Here is a 14,562-nt window from a genome sequence, read left to right as displayed (position 1 = left end):
CGGTCAGGAGCGGGAGAGCAGCGCCTGCACCTCGTCGGCGTTCGGCGGGTTGGCTCCGGTGCGCGAGCAGGTGATCGAGGCGGCCGCGCAACCGGTGCGCAGCGCCCGGGTGAGGTCCTGGCCATCCAGCCATGCCGCGAGGAAACCGGCGGTGAAGGTGTCCCCGGCCCCGACCGTGTCGACGACGGCGGTCGGCACGCCCGGCACCAGCACGGGCTCGCGGTCGACGCCGACGGCGAAGGCGCCCTCGCCGCCGGTCGTGACGACGACCAGGTCAAGTCCGTGCTCGCGGGCCAGACCCGCGGCGATCTCCTGCGCCGAGGACTCGCCCGAGGGATCGAGCCAGCGCAGGTCCTCGTCGCTGGCCCGGACGATGCCGCCACGCTCGCCGAGCACCCGCAGGAAGGGGGCGAGCAGTTCGGCGTAGCGTTCGCGGTCCGGCTGCACGGTGGGCCGCACATTCAGGTCGAACGACAACCTGGCCGGCGTCGTGGCCAGGTAGTCGAGCAGGGCGCTGCGGCCCGGTTCGACGACCGCCACCAGGGAGCCGGTGTGCAGCCAGTCGTCGGCCTCCAGGCGGGGGAACTCCGCGGCGGTCCAGTTGAAGTTGGCGGTGCCCACCAGATGGAAGGTGTAGGAGGCCTGGCCCGCCGAGTCGACGCTGACGATCGCCAGCGACGTGGGCTCGGACTCGGTCTGCACCGCCACGTCCAGGCCGACGCCGTTGACGGCCAGATGGCTGCGCAGCTGGGCGCCGAAACCATCATTGCCGAGCCGGCCCAGGAACTGGGCGGGCAGGCCGAGCCGTGCCAGGGCGATGGCCGTGTTGAGGGGTCCGCCCGCCGAGTGAGCCTGCCACAGGCTCGACTGCGTCGTGCTGGGAACGGAGTTGTCGGGGATGAGATCGATGAGTGCTTCGCCGCACACCACTACGCGCATGGTCCCACTCTAGGCGAGAAGGCCCCGTCGCGCCGGGCGTCCACCAACATCGAGGACGGTTCCCGATTCCTCACTTGCGTCCGTGGATGATGCCGGCGCCCCGGAGCATCCAGGGGGTCCTGATCCAGGCGGGTGCACCGACGATGCTCTCGGTGTGCGGGACGTACTCGACCTGCGTGATGCCTCCGTCACGCAGTTCCTGGACGAAGGCGTCCATGTCGCCGTAGAGCCTGCGGTGGCCGAACATGTCCTGAAAGCTGAAGACGCCACCGGGGCGGAGCACCCTCAGGGCCTCACGGACGAGCGCCCGCTTGTCGGGCTCGGAACGTACCTCGTGGAAGACGAAGTTGCTTACCGCGGCGTCGAAGGCGCCGTCCGGGAAATCGAGCCGGGCCGCGTCGTCGGCGGCGAAGGTCACCGAGTCGCTGACGTTCTCGGCGCGGGCGTTGCGTTCGCACTGCTGCTTGGCGTAGCTCCACCTGGATCCCCACTGGTCGACGCCGGTGAACCGGCCGCCGGGGAAGGTCTTGGCGCAGCGGATGGTGAGTGCGCCGGCGCCGCACCCGATGTCGAGCAGGCCGCCCCGGCCGTCCCAGTCGAGGTTGTCGACGACCAGCTGGTGCATGGCGCCCATGAGGCCGCCGCCGTCGAAGGCGAAGCGTCTGCGGCACAACCCCAGGTAGCCGGTGAGGGCCAGCGAGACAAGACACGCGACGGCGACGACGGTCAGGACGACCAGGTTCGCCCATGTGATGAGCAGCAGGGCGAGGACCAGCAGCAGGGCGCCGGAGAGCATGAGCAGGGCGCGCATGAGCACGGCGGGCACCCAGTTGCCGTAGTCGACCTGGCCGCTGCCCTGCAGTTCCGCCTCTGCTCGGGCGTAGTCCAGTGAATCGGTACGCGGTGGTTGTCCAGCGCGTTCGCTCATGTCGTTCCTCCGCCCATCGCCTGGGTAGCAGCTTAGTGAAACCCTGAGCGGCGGGGCTAGGGTTGGCAGCCAGAAAACCCATGTCAGAGCCCTGTTTCTCCCCTAGGTGATGCGGTGGCGCCGATCGGACGGATGAATTCAGGCCGCCAGGTGCTCGACGAGTTCGGCGCCCGGCAGGGCCAGCAGTGAGCGGCCGGGGACGATGAGCTTGGCGGACCGGGTGCCGGCCCCGATGCAGACCTGCTCGGCGGCGGCCACGGCGGTGTCGATCCAGATCGGCCAGTTCTCGGGCAGGCCGATGGGGGTGATGGCGCCGTACTCCATGCCGGACTCGGCGACGGCGTCCTCCATTGGGGCGAAGGAGCACTTGCGCACGTCCAGACGCCTGCGGACGAGCCGGTTGACGTCGACGCGGGTCGTGGCCAGGGCCAGGCAGGCCGCCGTGCGCTCGACCTCGCCGCGCCGACCGCGCACGATGACGCAGTTGGCGCAGGTCGACTCGTCCTCGCCGTAGGCCCGGCACAGCGCCTCGGTGTCGGACAGGGCCGGGTCGATGGTGAAGACCCGGGCCTCGGGCAGCAGGTGGATGAGCCGGCGGACGGGTTCGCCGAGCAGCTCGGGGCGCTCGGCGGCTGGCAGGTGCGTGAGGGCATCGAACATGGTGTCGAGAGTAGTTCGGGAGCGGTCCGCGCCCGCCCATGCCAGCACGCCGACCGGCCCGGCGAGGCGAGCACGAACGTGCGACGGTGTGGTGTCCGGGGTGAGGATGCTCCCGACCTCGTGTCCTGTTGATGAATGGTGAGTCGCCCGGGGGTAGCTTCGTGTCATGAAGAAACTCATCAACTCCGTCGACACCGTGGTCACGGATGCCCTCGTCGGCATGGCCGCGGCGCACCCGGATGCCCTCCGCGTCGACACCGATCAGCACATCGTCTACCGCGCACAGGCCAAGGAGCAGGGCAAGGTGGCCATCGTCTCCGGTGGTGGCAGCGGCCACGAGCCGCTGCACGGCGGATTCGTCGGCGCCGGGATGCTCGACGCCGCCTGCGCCGGAGAGATCTTCACCTCACCCGTTCCCGACCAGATCGTTGCCGCCACCGCCGCCGTCGACCGCGGCGCCGGCGTGCTGCACCTGGTGAAGAACTACACCGGCGACGTCATGAACTTCGAGATGGCCGCCGAGATCGTCGCCGCCGACGGCATCGAGGTGGCCTCGGTCGTCACCAACGACGACGTGGCGGTCGAGGACTCCCTCTACACGGCCGGCCGCCGGGGCGTGGGCATCACGGTCCTCGCCGAGAAGATCGCCGGCGCCGCCGCCGAGGAGGGCCAGTCCCTGGCCCAGGTCGCCGAGATCGCCACCCGCGTCAACGCCAACGGCCGCTCCATGGGCATGGCCCTGACCAGCTGCACCGTCCCCGCCAACGGCAAGCCCTCGTTCGACCTGCCCGAGGACGAGATGGAGATCGGCATCGGCATCCACGGCGAGCCCGGCCGGCACCGCGAGAAGATCGCCCCGGCGTCCGAGATCGCCGCCCGCCTCACCGAGCCGATCCTCGCCGAACTGCCCGCCGGTGACGGGCGCGGCGTCATCGCCTTCCTCAACGGCATGGGCGCCAGCCCGCTGCTCGAGCTCTACCTCATGTACGGCGAGGTCGCCAAGATCCTCGAGGCCGCCGGCATCACCGTCGAGCGCTCGCTGGTCGGCAACTACATCACCAGCCTCGACATGGCCGGCTGCTCGCTCACGCTGCTGCGCGCCGACGACGAGCTGCTGCGGCTGTGGGACGCCCCGGTCAACACGCCCGGTCTGCGCTGGGGAGCGTGAGCATGGCCGCCACGACCGACCTGAAGGGCCTCGTCGCCTGGCTCGAACTGGCCGACGCGGTGATCGCCGAGCACGCCGATGAGCTGACCCAGCTCGACGCGGCCATCGGCGACGCGGACCACGGCACGAACATGAAACGCGGCATGGCGGCCGCGGTCGAGGCCGTCGCCGCCGGCCAGTTCACCACGGCCGACGCGATGCTCAAGAAGGTGGGCATGACGCTCGTGTCCACCGTCGGCGGCGCCTCGGGCCCGTTGTACGGCACGTTCTTCCTGCGCATGGGCGGCGCCCTGGCCGGCAAGGACGAGATCGACGCGGCCGCCCTCGCCGCTGCCGTGGAGGCGGGTATCGGCGGGCTCGTCCAGCGGGGCAAGGCCGCCGCCGGCGAGAAGACGATGCTCGACGCCTGGTACCCGGCGCTCGAGGCCCTCAAGGCGCACCCGGACGACGTGGCCGAGGCCACCAGGGCCGCTGCCGAGGCGGCCGCCGCCGGCCGCGACGCCACCGAGTCGATGGTCGCGACCAAGGGCCGCGCCTCCTACCTGGGGGAGCGCTCGGTGGGGCACATCGACCCGGGCGCCGCCTCGACGGCGCTGCTCCTCGACGCCCTGGCGCGGGCGACCGCGGGTGAGAGCGCATGATCGGTATCGTCGTCGTCTCGCACTCTCCCGAGCTGGCCGACGCCGCGGTCAGCCTGGCCAGGGGCCTCATGCCGCCGTCGGAGGTGCGGCTGGAGACCGCTGCCGGCACCGCCGAGGGGACGCCCGGCACCGACGCCATGGCAATCGTCGAGGCCATCGGGCGGGCCGATGACGGCGAGGGCGTCGTCGTGCTCATGGACCTGGGCAGTGCCGTGATGAGCGCCCAGACCGCCATTGAATTCCTCGACCCCGAGGTGGCCGAGCGCACCAGGCTGCTGGCCGCCCCGCTCGTAGAGGGCCTGTTCGCCGCCTACTCGGCGGCGACCATCGGCCGCGACCTCGACCGGGTGTGCGCCGAGGCCGAGAAGGCCGCCGACGCGAAGAGAAGACAGCTGGCCGGCTGACCAGTCGCCGCCGGTTCCCGGCCGTCACGGACCCCACCCCGATCTCCGGGCGGTCACATCCGGGGGTCGTGTTCACCCTGGGCTCTCGTCGGTGAGTGCGCGGGCTGAGGCGACCACGAAGCCGGCCGCGGCGGAGCCGAGGGTCCTCGCCCGAGTGCACGACCCAAGGGTCTCTGGTTCGCAGCCCCCGGTGCGAGGAGCGGCCGCTTGCCTGCGGGGCCGTGCGGTCCACTCGCCGGATGCGGCCACAGCATCGCGAGCCGAATCGGTACCGGCGGCCGGAGGCCGCGCCGCCCGGTCAGCGGCCGGTCGGCGCCGGGCCCGTGCTCTCTCGTTCGGTGAGTTCCGGCACGAGTACCTGTTCCCCGGCCACGAAACGCTGATGTGCGAGTCCGGCCGCGCGTTCACGCGCGACCTTGGCCATGAGAGTCGTGTCCTGGCGGATCGTGGTGAGCGGGGTGAGGGCCGTGCGGGCGATGCGCGCGTCGTCGAAACCGATGACCGAGACGTCCTCGGGCACCCGCAGGCCGGCGCGGATGAGCATGGTGAGCACCCCGGTGGCCGCCCGGTCGTTGAACGCCGCGATCGCCGTCGGCCGCTCACCCTCCTCGAGGAGCCGGCGAGTGGCCCGGATGCCCTCCTCCTCGGTGTTGCCGCCCGACACCACCCGGGCGTGGTCGCTCAGGCCGTGCGCGGCCATCGTGTCCCGGAAGGACCGCCGCCTCGCGGCTGCCCCGGGGTGCTGGCCGCCGTCCAGGTAGGCGATCGCCCGGTGCCCGAGGCCGATGAGATGCTCCGTCGCCAGACGCTGGCCGCCCCGGTCGTCCGTGCGGACCACGTCGACCCCGGTCGCGCGAACCTGTCGGGCGACGAGGACGAGGGGTGACTCCTCGCTGATGCGGCGCAGCCGTGCCACGGGCAGCATGCTGCCGATGAGGATGATCGCCTCGCAGCGCTGACGCAGTAGCGGCTCGATCGTCTTCTCGACGTCACGTCCGGGCACCATGGCGCCGAGGACGAGGTCGAAACCGTCCCCCTCGGCCCCGTAGAGCCCCTCGACGAGGTCGGCGTGGAACGGTTCGGCGACGTGATAGGCGACACCGATGAGTCCCGAGTTGTTCCGCCGCAGGCTCCTGGCCCGCTCGTCGGGTCGGTAACCGATGCGCTCGGCCGCGTCCATGACCCGTTTGCGGGTGGCGTCGGAGGCCCCCGGCGCCCCGCGCATGACGATCGAGGCGAGCGAGGTGGAGCATCCTGCGGCCTCGGCGAGCTCGACGAGCGTCGGGCTCTGCCTGCTGCGCCTGCTGCCTGCCATCGTGTCCTCCCACGACTCCTGCCTCGTGCAGGCAAGCCTAGAGCATCACCCGACATCCGCGTGTTGACCCTTCAATTGCTAGAACGTTCTAGTCTCTCTTTCGAGAGACGGGCAAGATTAATTGCCTGTTTACTAGGCATTATAAATCAATCACAAAAAGTTTGTCCTGTCATCTTCCAGCAGATAACTAGAACGTGTTAGCTTAACGGGCAGTACAGCATGAACACGAACGAAGGAGTTCACGTGACTGTCCCACCCATCCGTCTCGCCCTCGTCGGCTCGGGGCGCATCGGCACCCACCACGCCCGGGCCATCGCCCGCGAGGTGCCCGGCGCCGAACTTGCCGCCGTCATCGACCCGCGCATCGACGCAGCCACGGCCCTTGCCGATGAGCTCGGCGCCGCGCCCGCGCCCGACGCCTCCGCCGTCCTGACCGACCCGTCCATCGACGGCGTCGTCGTCACCACCCCGGCCGCGCTCCACCGCGATCTCATCGTCGACGCGGCCACGGCCGGCAAACACGTCTTCACCGAGAAGCCGATCACCACGACCCTGCCGGAGGCCACCGAGTGCATCGAGGCCGCCAGGGCGGCCGGCGTCACCCTGCAGGTCGGCTTCAACCGCCGCTTCGCCCCCGGATTCGCCGCCGCCCGCGCCGCCATCGACGACGGCCGGGTCGGCACGCCGCAGCTGCTGCGCTCGCTGACCCGCGACCCCGGCCCCTACAGCGGCGACCCCGCCCGCACCCCGGCCTGGACGATCTTCCTCGAGACCCTCATCCACGACTTCGACACGCTGCTGTGGCTCAACCCGGGCGCCTCGGTCGTCCAGGTGACCGCGCTCGCCGACGCGCTGGTGCGCCCCGATGCCAAGGCCGACGGCTTCCTCGACACCTCGGTGGTCACGCTCACCTTCGACAACGGCGCCTTCGCCACCGCCGAGGCCTCCTTCAGCGCCAGCTACGGCTACGACGTGCGCGGCGAGGTGTTCGGCTCCGGCGGCATGGTCACCGCGGGTGACGGCCGCAGCACCGACATGACCTACTACGGCCCGGCCGGGCTCAGCGCCGACACCTCGCGCGCCGACACCGACCTGCTGCACAGCGCCTACGTCGGCGAGTTCCGCGCCTTCGTCGCCGCGATCCGTGGCGAGAACGCCGACGTCCCCACCGGCGAGGACGGCTTCAACGCCCTCGCCATCGCCCGCGCCGCGATCGTCTCGGTGCAGGAGAACCGCTCCGTCACCATCGAGGAGGTCACCCGATGAGCACCCTGACCCTGGCCGCCTGCGCCGAGATGATCTTCACCGACCTGCCGTTCGTCCAGCGCGTCGAGAAGATCGCCGCCCGCGGACTCCAGGTCGAGATGTGGAACTGGACCACCAAGGACCTGAAGGAACTGGCCGCCACCGGGGCCACCTTCTCGTCCATGACCGGGTACGTCTCCGGCAATCTCACCGACGCCGACGCCATCGACGAGTTCCTCGAGTCGGCCCGCCGCTCGGTCGCGGCCGCCGAGATCATCGACAGCCCGCGCCTCAACGTGCACGGCACCGGTCTCGACGGCGACGGCCACCCCGTCCGCCCCGTCGAGGTGGTCACGCCCGACATGTGGCTCACGGCGCGGGACACCCTGGCCCGGCTCGCCGAGATCGGCCGTGCCGCGGGCCGGGTCTTCACCCTGGAGAACCTCAACCTGCCCGTCGACCACGCCGGCACCCCCTTCGCCCTGGCGAAGGACACCCGCGCGCTCGTCAAGGCGGTCGACTCGCCCCACCTGAGGATGAACCTCGACCTCTACCACTGCCAGATCGGCGAGGGGAACCTCATCGAGACCTGCCGCGAGTCGCTGCCCTGGATCGGTGAGATCCAGGTGGCCGACGTCCCCGGCCGCTGCCAGCCCGGCACCGGCGAGATCAACTACGCAAGCGTCGCCCGGGCCCTGCGCGCGATGGGCTACGAGGGCGTCGTCGCGATGGAGGCCTTCGCCTCCGGGGACTCCGAGGCCGCCCTCGACGACTTCGTCGCCGCGTTCTCGGAAGGAGCCCAGGCATGAGTGGAGCCGTGGCGTCCGCCGGCGACCAGCGGAAGGTCGACCGGCGCCTGTTCACCATCCGGTCCATCGCCACCCTCGGCGGCCTGCTCTTCGGCTACGACACCGGCGTGATCTCCGGCGCCCTGCCGTTCCTCAAGGAGTCGCCCGAGGCCGGCGGCTTCGGACTGTCCGCCTTCGACGAGTCCCTCGTCACGACCGGGCTGACCGTCGGCGCCGCCTTCGGCGCGCTCATCGGCGGCCGCCTGTCCGACCGCTTCGGACGCAAGAGAAACATCATGACGGTGGCCGTCATCTTCCTCGTCGGCGCCCTCGGCTGCGCCCTCGCCCCCAACCGGGAGATGCTCATCCTCTTCAGGTTCATCCTCGGACTGGCCGTCGGCGGCGCCTCGGCCACCGTGCCCGTCTACCTGTCCGAGATGTCGCCGGTGAAGATCCGCGGCACCATGGTCTCGCGCAACGAACTCATGATCGTCACGGGTCAGCTGGCCGCCTACACCTGCAATGCGATCATCGCGACCATCTGGCCGCAGGCCCACATGTGGCGGTGGATGCTCGCCATCGCGACCCTGCCGGCCATCGGCCTGTGGATCGGCATCCACCTGCTCCCCGAGTCCCCGCGCTGGCTCGCCAACAAGGGCCGAGTCCAGGACATGTGGGCGGTCCTCAACGAGGTGCGCCTGGCCGAGGAGGTCGAGGACGAGGGCCAGGACATCATCCGCCGCGTCGAGGAGGAGCGCTCCATCGGGCGGGGCAGCTGGGCCGATCTGCGCATCCCGTGGATCCGCAGGATCACCATCATCGGCATCGTGCTGGCCTTCTTCTCCCAGCTCACCGGCGTCAACGGCATCATGTACTACGCTCCGACGATCCTCATCTCCACCGGTCTGGCGACGCAGGCCTCCATCGTGGCGACGATCGCCAATGGCGTGGTGTCGGTCATCGCGGTGTACATCGGCATCAGGTTCTTCCTGAACCGGTTCCCGCGCCGCCGGATGATGCTCACCGGCCAGAGCGGGGTCGTCGGCTCGCTCATCGTCCTCGGCCTGGTCTTCCTGCTGCCCGAGTCGACGGTGCGCAGCTACCTGGTGCTGCTGTTCATGCTGAGCTTCTTGTTCTTCATGCAGTGCTTCATCGGTGTGACCTTCTGGCTCATGCTCTCGGAGATCTTCCCGATGCGCGTGCGCGGCATCGCCAACGGCGTCGCCGTGCTCTGCAACTGGCTGGGCAATGTCATCGTCTCCTTCACCTTCCCGAACCTCATCGAGGCGGTGCAGGGCAATGTGTTCTTCATCTTCGCCGTGGTGAACATCTGTTCGCTGCTGTTCTACTGGCGCTTCCTGCCGGAGACCTTCGGTCAGACGCTGGAGGCCCTGGAGCGGCGCTTCGAGGAGGACTACTCCTGAAACCTGCCCCCGGTTCGTTCCTTCGGTTCTCGTGACGAGGACACGCGAGGGCCGCAGGGCGGGCCGGGGCACACCACAGGGGGGCGGGGCACCATGAGGTGCCCCGCCCCCCTGTCGTGGTCGGGGTGACAGGATTTGAACCTGCGACCTCTTCGTCCCGAACGAAGCGCGCTACCAAACTGCGCCACACCCCGTGGCTCTGGCCAGCGGCCAGTGTAGCCCACCAATCCGTCCGAAGACGAATCGAGACCGGAGCGGGCCGCTCACTCGGCGGGCACGAGCCGCAGCAGCGTCGCCGACGGCCTGCAGAACAGGCGGTACGGCGCGAACGGCGAGGAACCCATGCCGTTGCTCACGTGCAGCCAGCCCTCGTTGCCGTCGTGCTCCCAGCGGTGCAGGCCCCTGGCGCGCCCGGGGTCGATGTCGCAGTTCGTGATGATCGCCCGGCCGTTCGGCAGACAGATCTGGCCGCCGTGCGTGTGGCCGGCCACGACGAGCGGCAACCCATCGTCGATCATCGCGTCGAGGACGCGCCGGTAGGGGGCGTGGGTGACGCCGATCGTCAGCTCCGCGTCGGGCGACGGGGGACCGGCCACCTGCTCGTAGTGGTCGAGACGGATGTGCGGGTCACCGGTGCCGCGCAGGTCGACCGTCCGCCCGGCCACCTGGACACGGGCCGTGGCGTCGTTGAGATCGGCCCAGCCCAGGTCCAGCAGCCGCTCCCGCAGATGGCCGGTGGGCAGCGCGACGCGGGCGGGCTCGGCCTCACCCGCGGTGCTGCGCCACAGATAGGCGGCCGGGTTGCGCCAGCGCGGTGCCTCGTAGTCGTTCGAGCCGAAGACGAAGGCGCCGGGCAGCCCCTTGAAGGGCATGAGCGACTCCATGAGGGGGACGATGGCCTGTCCCTGGCTGATGTGGTCGCCGGTGCTGATGACCAGGTCCGGTTCCTCGTCGGCGAGGCGGCGCAGGAAGGCCATCTTGTCGCCCTGGCGGGCCATGAGGTGGATGTCCGAGACGTGGAGCACGCGGATCGGGGCGGCGCCCGGCGCGAGCACCGGGACGTCGACGTGGTGGGTGACGAATGCGTGCGCCTCGACGAGGGCGCCGCCGATCATGCAGGCGCCGAACGCGGTCGTGCCGCCAAGTGCTGCGGCGATCGCTCGGGCAGGGGTCGGCATCGGGTCACCTCCCGGTGTAGAGCTCGGACTGGGTGGAACTCTTCGGCGTGTAGCCGGCGAAGCTGGACGGGTTGGTGATGGTGCCGATCTCGGCCGACATCATGGACCGCCAGATGCCACCCGACTCGGTGGTCGAGTTGCCCGACAGGTAGGTGCCGTTGGCCAGCTGCAGGCCGGTCAGGGTCTTGCTGCGGCCCGTCCAGTAGTCGTCGCCGGAGTCGACGGAGATCATCGCGACGCCCTCGAGATCGGGCGTGTAGGCGTTGAACCACACGGCCGACTCGGTGGCGGTGGAACCCGCGGTACCGGTCTTGCCCGCCTGGTCGTAGTCGCCCGACAGGCGCTGGGAGTAGCCCGTGCCGCCGGACTGCAGCACGGACTTGAGGACCGAGTTCACCCCGTCCGCGGTGTTCTCGTCGATCACCTGCTGGCAGTTGGCGCTCGGCACGGGCACCTCGGTGCCGTTCTCGGTCTTGATGGACGACAGGATGATCGGATCGCAGTGCACGCCGCGGTTGGCGAAGGTGGCGTATGCCTCGGCCATCGACAGCGGTGTCACGTTGAGGGCGCCGAGCGTGAACGAGGCCACGTCGCCGTAGTCCTCCAGCGTGGTGCCGTCGTTGCTGGCCAGCTTCATGCCGACCTTCTCGGCCATCCGCACCGAGGCGCAGACGCCGGCGTCGCGTTCGAGGGCCACGAAGTAGTTGTTCACCGAGTAGGCCATCGCCGTGTTGAGATTCATCGAACCGGTCTTCCACGAGTTCGAGACCTGCCAGGAGTCGACCAGGGAGAAGTCGCCGTTGCAGCCCCGGAAGGTGGTGCCGGCCCAGTTCTTGGTGGCCGGCGCGTTGTAGATCGTCCGGTCGGGAATGAATCCCTGGTCGATGGCGGCGGCCGCGACGAATGCCTTGAAGGTCGAGCCGGCCTGGTAGCCATCGGCGCCGCCCATGGACTCGTCGACCGCGTAGTTGTAGTAGGTCTCACCGGCCTCGGCGTTGTCGCCCATCACCGGGCGGGACTGTGCCATCGCCTTGATGAGGCCGGTCTTCGGGTCGGTCATGACGGCCACCGAGACGGCCGGGTCGGTCGGGCTCACCAGGTTGCTGATGGCGTTCTGGGCGGCGTCCTGGGTGGCGGGGTTGATGACCGTCTGGATGGTCAGGCCGCCGCGGTAGAGCGTGCGCTGGCGGTCATCGCGGGTTGCCCCGAGCTCGGACATCTCATCGGACAGCAGCACGTTCTCGACGTACTGGCAGATGAAGGGGTAGCGGGCCGCCGTGCAGCCGCTGGAGTCCTCGACGACCCTGCTCGGGTCGAAGCCGGTGGCCTTGGCGGCGTCGACCTGCTCCTGGGTGAGCTGGTCGAGGCCCTCGAACCAGACGCCCTCCTGGTCCCACCGGAGTATCTGGTCGAGTACGACGTTGCGGCGTTCGATGCCCGCCTTGGTGTTGTTGACCGGGTCGGTCTGGCTCGGGCTCTGGACGAGACCGGCGAGCATGGCCGACTGCTCGAGGTTGAGCTCGGAGGCGTCGATGCCGAAGTAGTGTTGGGCCGCGGCCTGGACCCCGTAGGCGCCGTCCCCGTAGTAGCTGATGTTGAGATAGCGCTCGAGGATCTGGTCCTTGGCGGCCTTGAGGGAGCCGAGCTGGCTGGTGAGCTGCTCCTCGAGCGCCACGGCGTAGCGCATCTCGAGGATCTTGCGGCTCAAGGTGGCCTCCTGGGCGGCCGCCTCGGCCTCGGCGTCGTTCTTCTCCTGGGCCAGCTGGATGCGCACCTGCTTGATGTACTGCTGGCTGAGCGTCGAGCCGCCGCCGCTGATGTCACCGCCGGCGACATTGCCGGCGAAGGCACGCAGCACGCCCTGCAGGTCGATGGCGCCGTGCGAGTAGAAGCGGTGGTCCTCGACGGCCAGCTGCGCCTTCTGCATCATGGGGGAGATCTGGTCGAGCGCGACGTACTCACGGTTCTGGTCGTAGAACTCGGCGAGCGTCGAGCCGTCGGCCAGCAGCACCTTGGAGCCCTCGGCCTGCTGCGGGACGGTGAGGTCGGCGGGCACGTTCTGCAGATTGGCCGCCACCGTCTTGGTCCCGGCCGAGGCGACACCGGCGAAGGGCATCCACATGCCCGCCACGACGACGCCGCACACGACGCTGACGAGAAGGAATGTCAGCATCGAGTTGACTCTGGCACCCGACTGTCGATCACTCATGCGTTCAAGCCTAACTGCCTTTCCGCCTGGGCAGGCGTGCTCGCTGCGCCTGCCGCAGAGCCGACATGGGCCATGGTGGTGCCCGCCGCGACGCGCGACCGGAGGAGTGGTGCCGAGGACGGGGCGTGGCCCGGGGCCGGACAGGGCCCGGGGCCGGCGGCGCCCTGGGGTAGCTTGGACGATGTTCCCGTGAGGGCCCACCGCAGGCAGGCCGCCCGGGGACGGTGCCCGGCCAGAGAGTCCGGGCACCCGCCACGAGTCGCGCCCGGCACCAGCCCGGCGCTCCGCAGAACAGGGGACCTCAATGCCTGACAACGGCACCGCTGACGTGACGAGGTGGGAGTACTTCACGGCTCCTGTCCTGAGCCACGTCGCCCAGCAGATACTCAACAACTTCGGCGCGGACGGCTGGGAACTCGTCCAGCTCGTCCCCGGCCCCGAGGCGGCAGCGGCCGACGACGGCCTGCCGGCCGCCGTGAACTACGTCGGTTTCTTCAAGAGGCCGGTGAGGTCATGAGCACCCCCTCCCAGCGGCTCGCAGAACTCGGCATCACCCTGCCGCCGGTCGCCACTCCCGTCGGCTCCTACGTCCCGGCCGTTCGCCTGGGTGACACCGTCCAGACCTCCGGGCAGATCCCCTTCACGCCCGACGGCCTCGTCACCGGGCTCGTCGGGGACGAGATCGACACCGCGGCGGCCCTGGCCGCCGCCCGGGTCTCGGTCCTCAACGCCCTGGCCGCCGCCGCCGAGGTGGCAGGCGGCGTCGACGCCATCAAGGGCATCGCCAAGGTCACCGTCTTCGTGGCCAGCGCGCCCGGTTTCACCGAGCAGGCGGCCGTGGCCAACGGCGCCTCCGACGTCCTCGCCGAGATCTTCGGCGCCGACGGCCGCCACATCCGCAGCGCCGTCGGTGTCGCGGTGCTGCCCAAGAACGCCTCGGTCGAGGTCGAGCTGGTCGCCCGCGTATGAGCGGACAGTCGCTGACGAGCCCGGCCCCCAGCGCGGACGACGGCCTGTGGGTGCCGCCGGCGCTGGCTGAGCTGTCGGCCGCTCTCGCCGATCCCGCGACCGTCGGCCTGCTGCCCGCGCGGTGGCGGGCCCACGGGCTGGGGAGCCCCTCGGCGGTGCTCCTGCTGCTCTCGGACGGCCCCGACCCGAACCTGGTCTACACCGAGCGAGCCGGCGGGCTGCGCGACCACGGCGGGCAGGTCTCGTTCCCCGGTGGCCGCGCGGACCGAGGGGACGAGGGTGCTGTCGCCACCGCGCTGCGCGAGGCGAACGAGGAGATCGGCCTCGGACCGGACGAGGTGCACGTGCTCGGCACGATGCCCGCCGTGAACCTGTCCGTCACCGGGTTCGACGTCGTCCCCGTCGTCGGCTGGCGCAGCGCCGAGTCCGCGCTCACCCCCGGGGACCCCCGCGAGGTCGCCAGCGTCCACGCCTGGCCGGTCAGTGCCCTCGCCGACCCGGGCAGGCGCGTCAGCGCCCGCCACCCCGGGCGGACGATCGGTCCGGCCTGGCAGTTCGGTGACCTGTTCGTGTGGGGCTTCACGGCCTTCCTCACCGATCTGCTGCTGCGCATCGGCGGATGGGAGCAGCCGTGGGACGCAGGCCGTCTCGTCGAGGTGCCCGAGCGGTTCAGGTCTGATCGGCGCTGAGCGCG

At 70.3% G+C, this 14,562-nt stretch carries 15 protein-coding genes and 1 tRNA gene; 9 read left to right on the top strand and 7 right to left on the bottom strand.

Annotated features, from left to right (window positions below; genetic code table 11):
• Positions 1-3: 3 nt before the first annotated feature.
• The 3 genes from D9T14_RS06720 to D9T14_RS06710 all read right to left on the bottom strand — a co-directional run bounded on the left by D9T14_RS06720 (position 4) and on the right by D9T14_RS06710 (position 2,527).
• Entirely contained in the window at positions 4-939 is a 936-nt protein-coding gene (locus D9T14_RS06720; protein ID WP_119161646.1) for a carbohydrate kinase family protein, read from the bottom strand.
• Positions 940-1,009: 70 nt separating this feature from the next.
• The gene (locus D9T14_RS06715) at positions 1,010-1,867 is read right to left on the bottom strand and encodes a class I SAM-dependent methyltransferase (RefSeq protein WP_119161645.1); all 858 of its coding nucleotides are present in this window, start codon (positions 1,865-1,867) and stop codon (positions 1,010-1,012) included.
• Positions 1,868-2,005: 138 nt separating this feature from the next.
• Positions 2,006-2,527, bottom strand: coding sequence for a YbaK/EbsC family protein (locus tag D9T14_RS06710; RefSeq protein WP_119161644.1), 522 nt, complete (start codon positions 2,525-2,527; stop codon positions 2,006-2,008).
• 166 nt (positions 2,528-2,693) lie between these two features.
• Here D9T14_RS06710 and dhaK point away from each other — a divergent pair, with 166 nt between their 5' ends.
• Genes dhaK through dhaM form a run of 3 tightly spaced genes read left to right on the top strand, consistent with a single transcriptional unit; the run spans position 2,694 to position 4,740 of the window.
• Entirely contained in the window at positions 2,694-3,695 is a 1,002-nt protein-coding gene (gene dhaK / locus D9T14_RS06705; protein WP_119161643.1) for a dihydroxyacetone kinase subunit DhaK, read from the top strand.
• 2 nt (positions 3,696-3,697) lie between these two features.
• A complete protein-coding gene (gene dhaL, locus D9T14_RS06700; RefSeq protein ID WP_119161642.1) occupies positions 3,698-4,336 on the top strand; it encodes a dihydroxyacetone kinase subunit DhaL in 639 nt (212 codons plus the stop codon).
• On the top strand, positions 4,333-4,740 hold the full coding sequence (dhaM, locus tag D9T14_RS06695) for a dihydroxyacetone kinase phosphoryl donor subunit DhaM (protein WP_119161641.1): 408 nt from the start codon (positions 4,333-4,335) through the stop codon (positions 4,738-4,740). The genes dhaL and dhaM overlap by 4 nt, the downstream gene beginning before the upstream one ends.
• Before the next feature lie 298 nt (positions 4,741-5,038).
• Here dhaM and D9T14_RS06690 read toward each other — a convergent pair whose 3' ends face one another.
• On the bottom strand, positions 5,039-6,055 hold the full coding sequence (locus D9T14_RS06690) for a LacI family DNA-binding transcriptional regulator (protein WP_119161640.1): 1,017 nt from the start codon (positions 6,053-6,055) through the stop codon (positions 5,039-5,041).
• Positions 6,056-6,298: 243 nt separating this feature from the next.
• Here D9T14_RS06690 and D9T14_RS06685 point away from each other — a divergent pair, with 243 nt between their 5' ends.
• Genes D9T14_RS06685 through D9T14_RS06675 form a run of 3 tightly spaced genes read left to right on the top strand, consistent with a single transcriptional unit; the run spans position 6,299 to position 9,512 of the window.
• Entirely contained in the window at positions 6,299-7,321 is a 1,023-nt protein-coding gene (locus D9T14_RS06685) for a Gfo/Idh/MocA family oxidoreductase (protein WP_232012451.1), read from the top strand.
• Complete coding sequence (locus D9T14_RS06680; RefSeq protein ID WP_119161638.1) at positions 7,318-8,109, top strand: TIM barrel protein; 792 nt, start codon at positions 7,318-7,320, stop codon at positions 8,107-8,109. Before D9T14_RS06685 ends, D9T14_RS06680 begins: the two co-directional genes overlap by 4 nt.
• Positions 8,106-9,512: a sugar porter family MFS transporter gene (locus D9T14_RS06675; protein WP_119161637.1), complete on the top strand. Its 1,407-nt coding sequence runs from the start codon at positions 8,106-8,108 to the stop codon at positions 9,510-9,512. The genes D9T14_RS06680 and D9T14_RS06675 overlap by 4 nt, the downstream gene beginning before the upstream one ends.
• A gap of 117 nt (positions 9,513-9,629) precedes the next feature.
• Here the strand turns inward: D9T14_RS06675 and D9T14_RS06670 are convergent.
• The 3 genes from D9T14_RS06670 to D9T14_RS06660 all read right to left on the bottom strand — a co-directional run bounded on the left by D9T14_RS06670 (position 9,630) and on the right by D9T14_RS06660 (position 12,899).
• Positions 9,630-9,706 (bottom strand) — tRNA-Pro (locus D9T14_RS06670).
• Positions 9,707-9,775: 69 nt separating this feature from the next.
• Complete coding sequence (locus D9T14_RS06665) at positions 9,776-10,690, bottom strand: metallophosphoesterase (RefSeq protein WP_119161636.1); 915 nt, start codon at positions 10,688-10,690, stop codon at positions 9,776-9,778.
• Positions 10,691-10,694: 4 nt separating this feature from the next.
• A complete protein-coding gene (locus tag D9T14_RS06660; RefSeq protein WP_119161635.1) occupies positions 10,695-12,899 on the bottom strand; it encodes a transglycosylase domain-containing protein in 2,205 nt (734 codons plus the stop codon).
• A gap of 328 nt (positions 12,900-13,227) precedes the next feature.
• Here D9T14_RS06660 and sp36 point away from each other — a divergent pair, with 328 nt between their 5' ends.
• From sp36 to D9T14_RS06645, 3 genes are read left to right on the top strand one after another with little or no spacing between them, the layout of a single operon-like run.
• A complete protein-coding gene (gene sp36, locus D9T14_RS14190) occupies positions 13,228-13,416 on the top strand; it encodes a Sp36 family protein (protein ID WP_232012517.1) in 189 nt (62 codons plus the stop codon).
• A complete protein-coding gene (locus tag D9T14_RS06650; protein WP_119161633.1) occupies positions 13,413-13,868 on the top strand; it encodes a RidA family protein in 456 nt (151 codons plus the stop codon). Before sp36 ends, D9T14_RS06650 begins: the two co-directional genes overlap by 4 nt.
• Positions 13,865-14,557 (top strand): NUDIX hydrolase, encoded by a 693-nt coding sequence (locus D9T14_RS06645; RefSeq protein ID WP_119161632.1) that lies wholly within the window; start codon positions 13,865-13,867, stop codon positions 14,555-14,557. Before D9T14_RS06650 ends, D9T14_RS06645 begins: the two co-directional genes overlap by 4 nt.
• The last annotated feature ends 5 nt before the right edge of the window (positions 14,558-14,562 follow it).

The organism is Propionibacterium australiense (genome assembly GCF_003666605.1).
GTDB lineage: Bacteria > Actinomycetota > Actinomycetes > Propionibacteriales > Propionibacteriaceae > Propionibacterium > Propionibacterium australiense.
The sequence above is the reverse complement of the archived record's forward strand: the minus strand, read 5'-3'. Positions and strand labels throughout refer to the sequence as shown.

Coding starts and splice junctions, on each gene's coding strand:
- D9T14_RS06675 (WP_119161637.1), top strand. CDS start 8,106: ATGAGTGGAGCCGTGGCGTCCGCCGGCGACCAGCGGAAGGTCGACCGG.
- D9T14_RS06710 (WP_119161644.1), bottom strand. CDS start 2,527: ATGTTCGATGCCCTCACGCACCTGCCAGCCGCCGAGCGCCCCGAGCTG.
- D9T14_RS06665 (WP_119161636.1), bottom strand. CDS start 10,690: ATGCCGACCCCTGCCCGAGCGATCGCCGCAGCACTTGGCGGCACGACC.
- D9T14_RS06680 (WP_119161638.1), top strand. CDS start 7,318: ATGAGCACCCTGACCCTGGCCGCCTGCGCCGAGATGATCTTCACCGAC.
- D9T14_RS06690 (WP_119161640.1), bottom strand. CDS start 6,055: ATGGCAGGCAGCAGGCGCAGCAGGCAGAGCCCGACGCTCGTCGAGCTC.
- D9T14_RS06715 (WP_119161645.1), bottom strand. CDS start 1,867: ATGAGCGAACGCGCTGGACAACCACCGCGTACCGATTCACTGGACTAC.
- D9T14_RS06720 (WP_119161646.1), bottom strand. CDS start 939: ATGCGCGTAGTGGTGTGCGGCGAAGCACTCATCGATCTCATCCCCGAC.
- dhaM (WP_119161641.1), top strand. CDS start 4,333: ATGATCGGTATCGTCGTCGTCTCGCACTCTCCCGAGCTGGCCGACGCC.
- D9T14_RS06660 (WP_119161635.1), bottom strand. CDS start 12,899: ATGAGTGATCGACAGTCGGGTGCCAGAGTCAACTCGATGCTGACATTC.
- dhaL (WP_119161642.1), top strand. CDS start 3,698: ATGGCCGCCACGACCGACCTGAAGGGCCTCGTCGCCTGGCTCGAACTG.
- D9T14_RS06650 (WP_119161633.1), top strand. CDS start 13,413: ATGAGCACCCCCTCCCAGCGGCTCGCAGAACTCGGCATCACCCTGCCG.
- D9T14_RS06645 (WP_119161632.1), top strand. CDS start 13,865: ATGAGCGGACAGTCGCTGACGAGCCCGGCCCCCAGCGCGGACGACGGC.
- dhaK (WP_119161643.1), top strand. CDS start 2,694: ATGAAGAAACTCATCAACTCCGTCGACACCGTGGTCACGGATGCCCTC.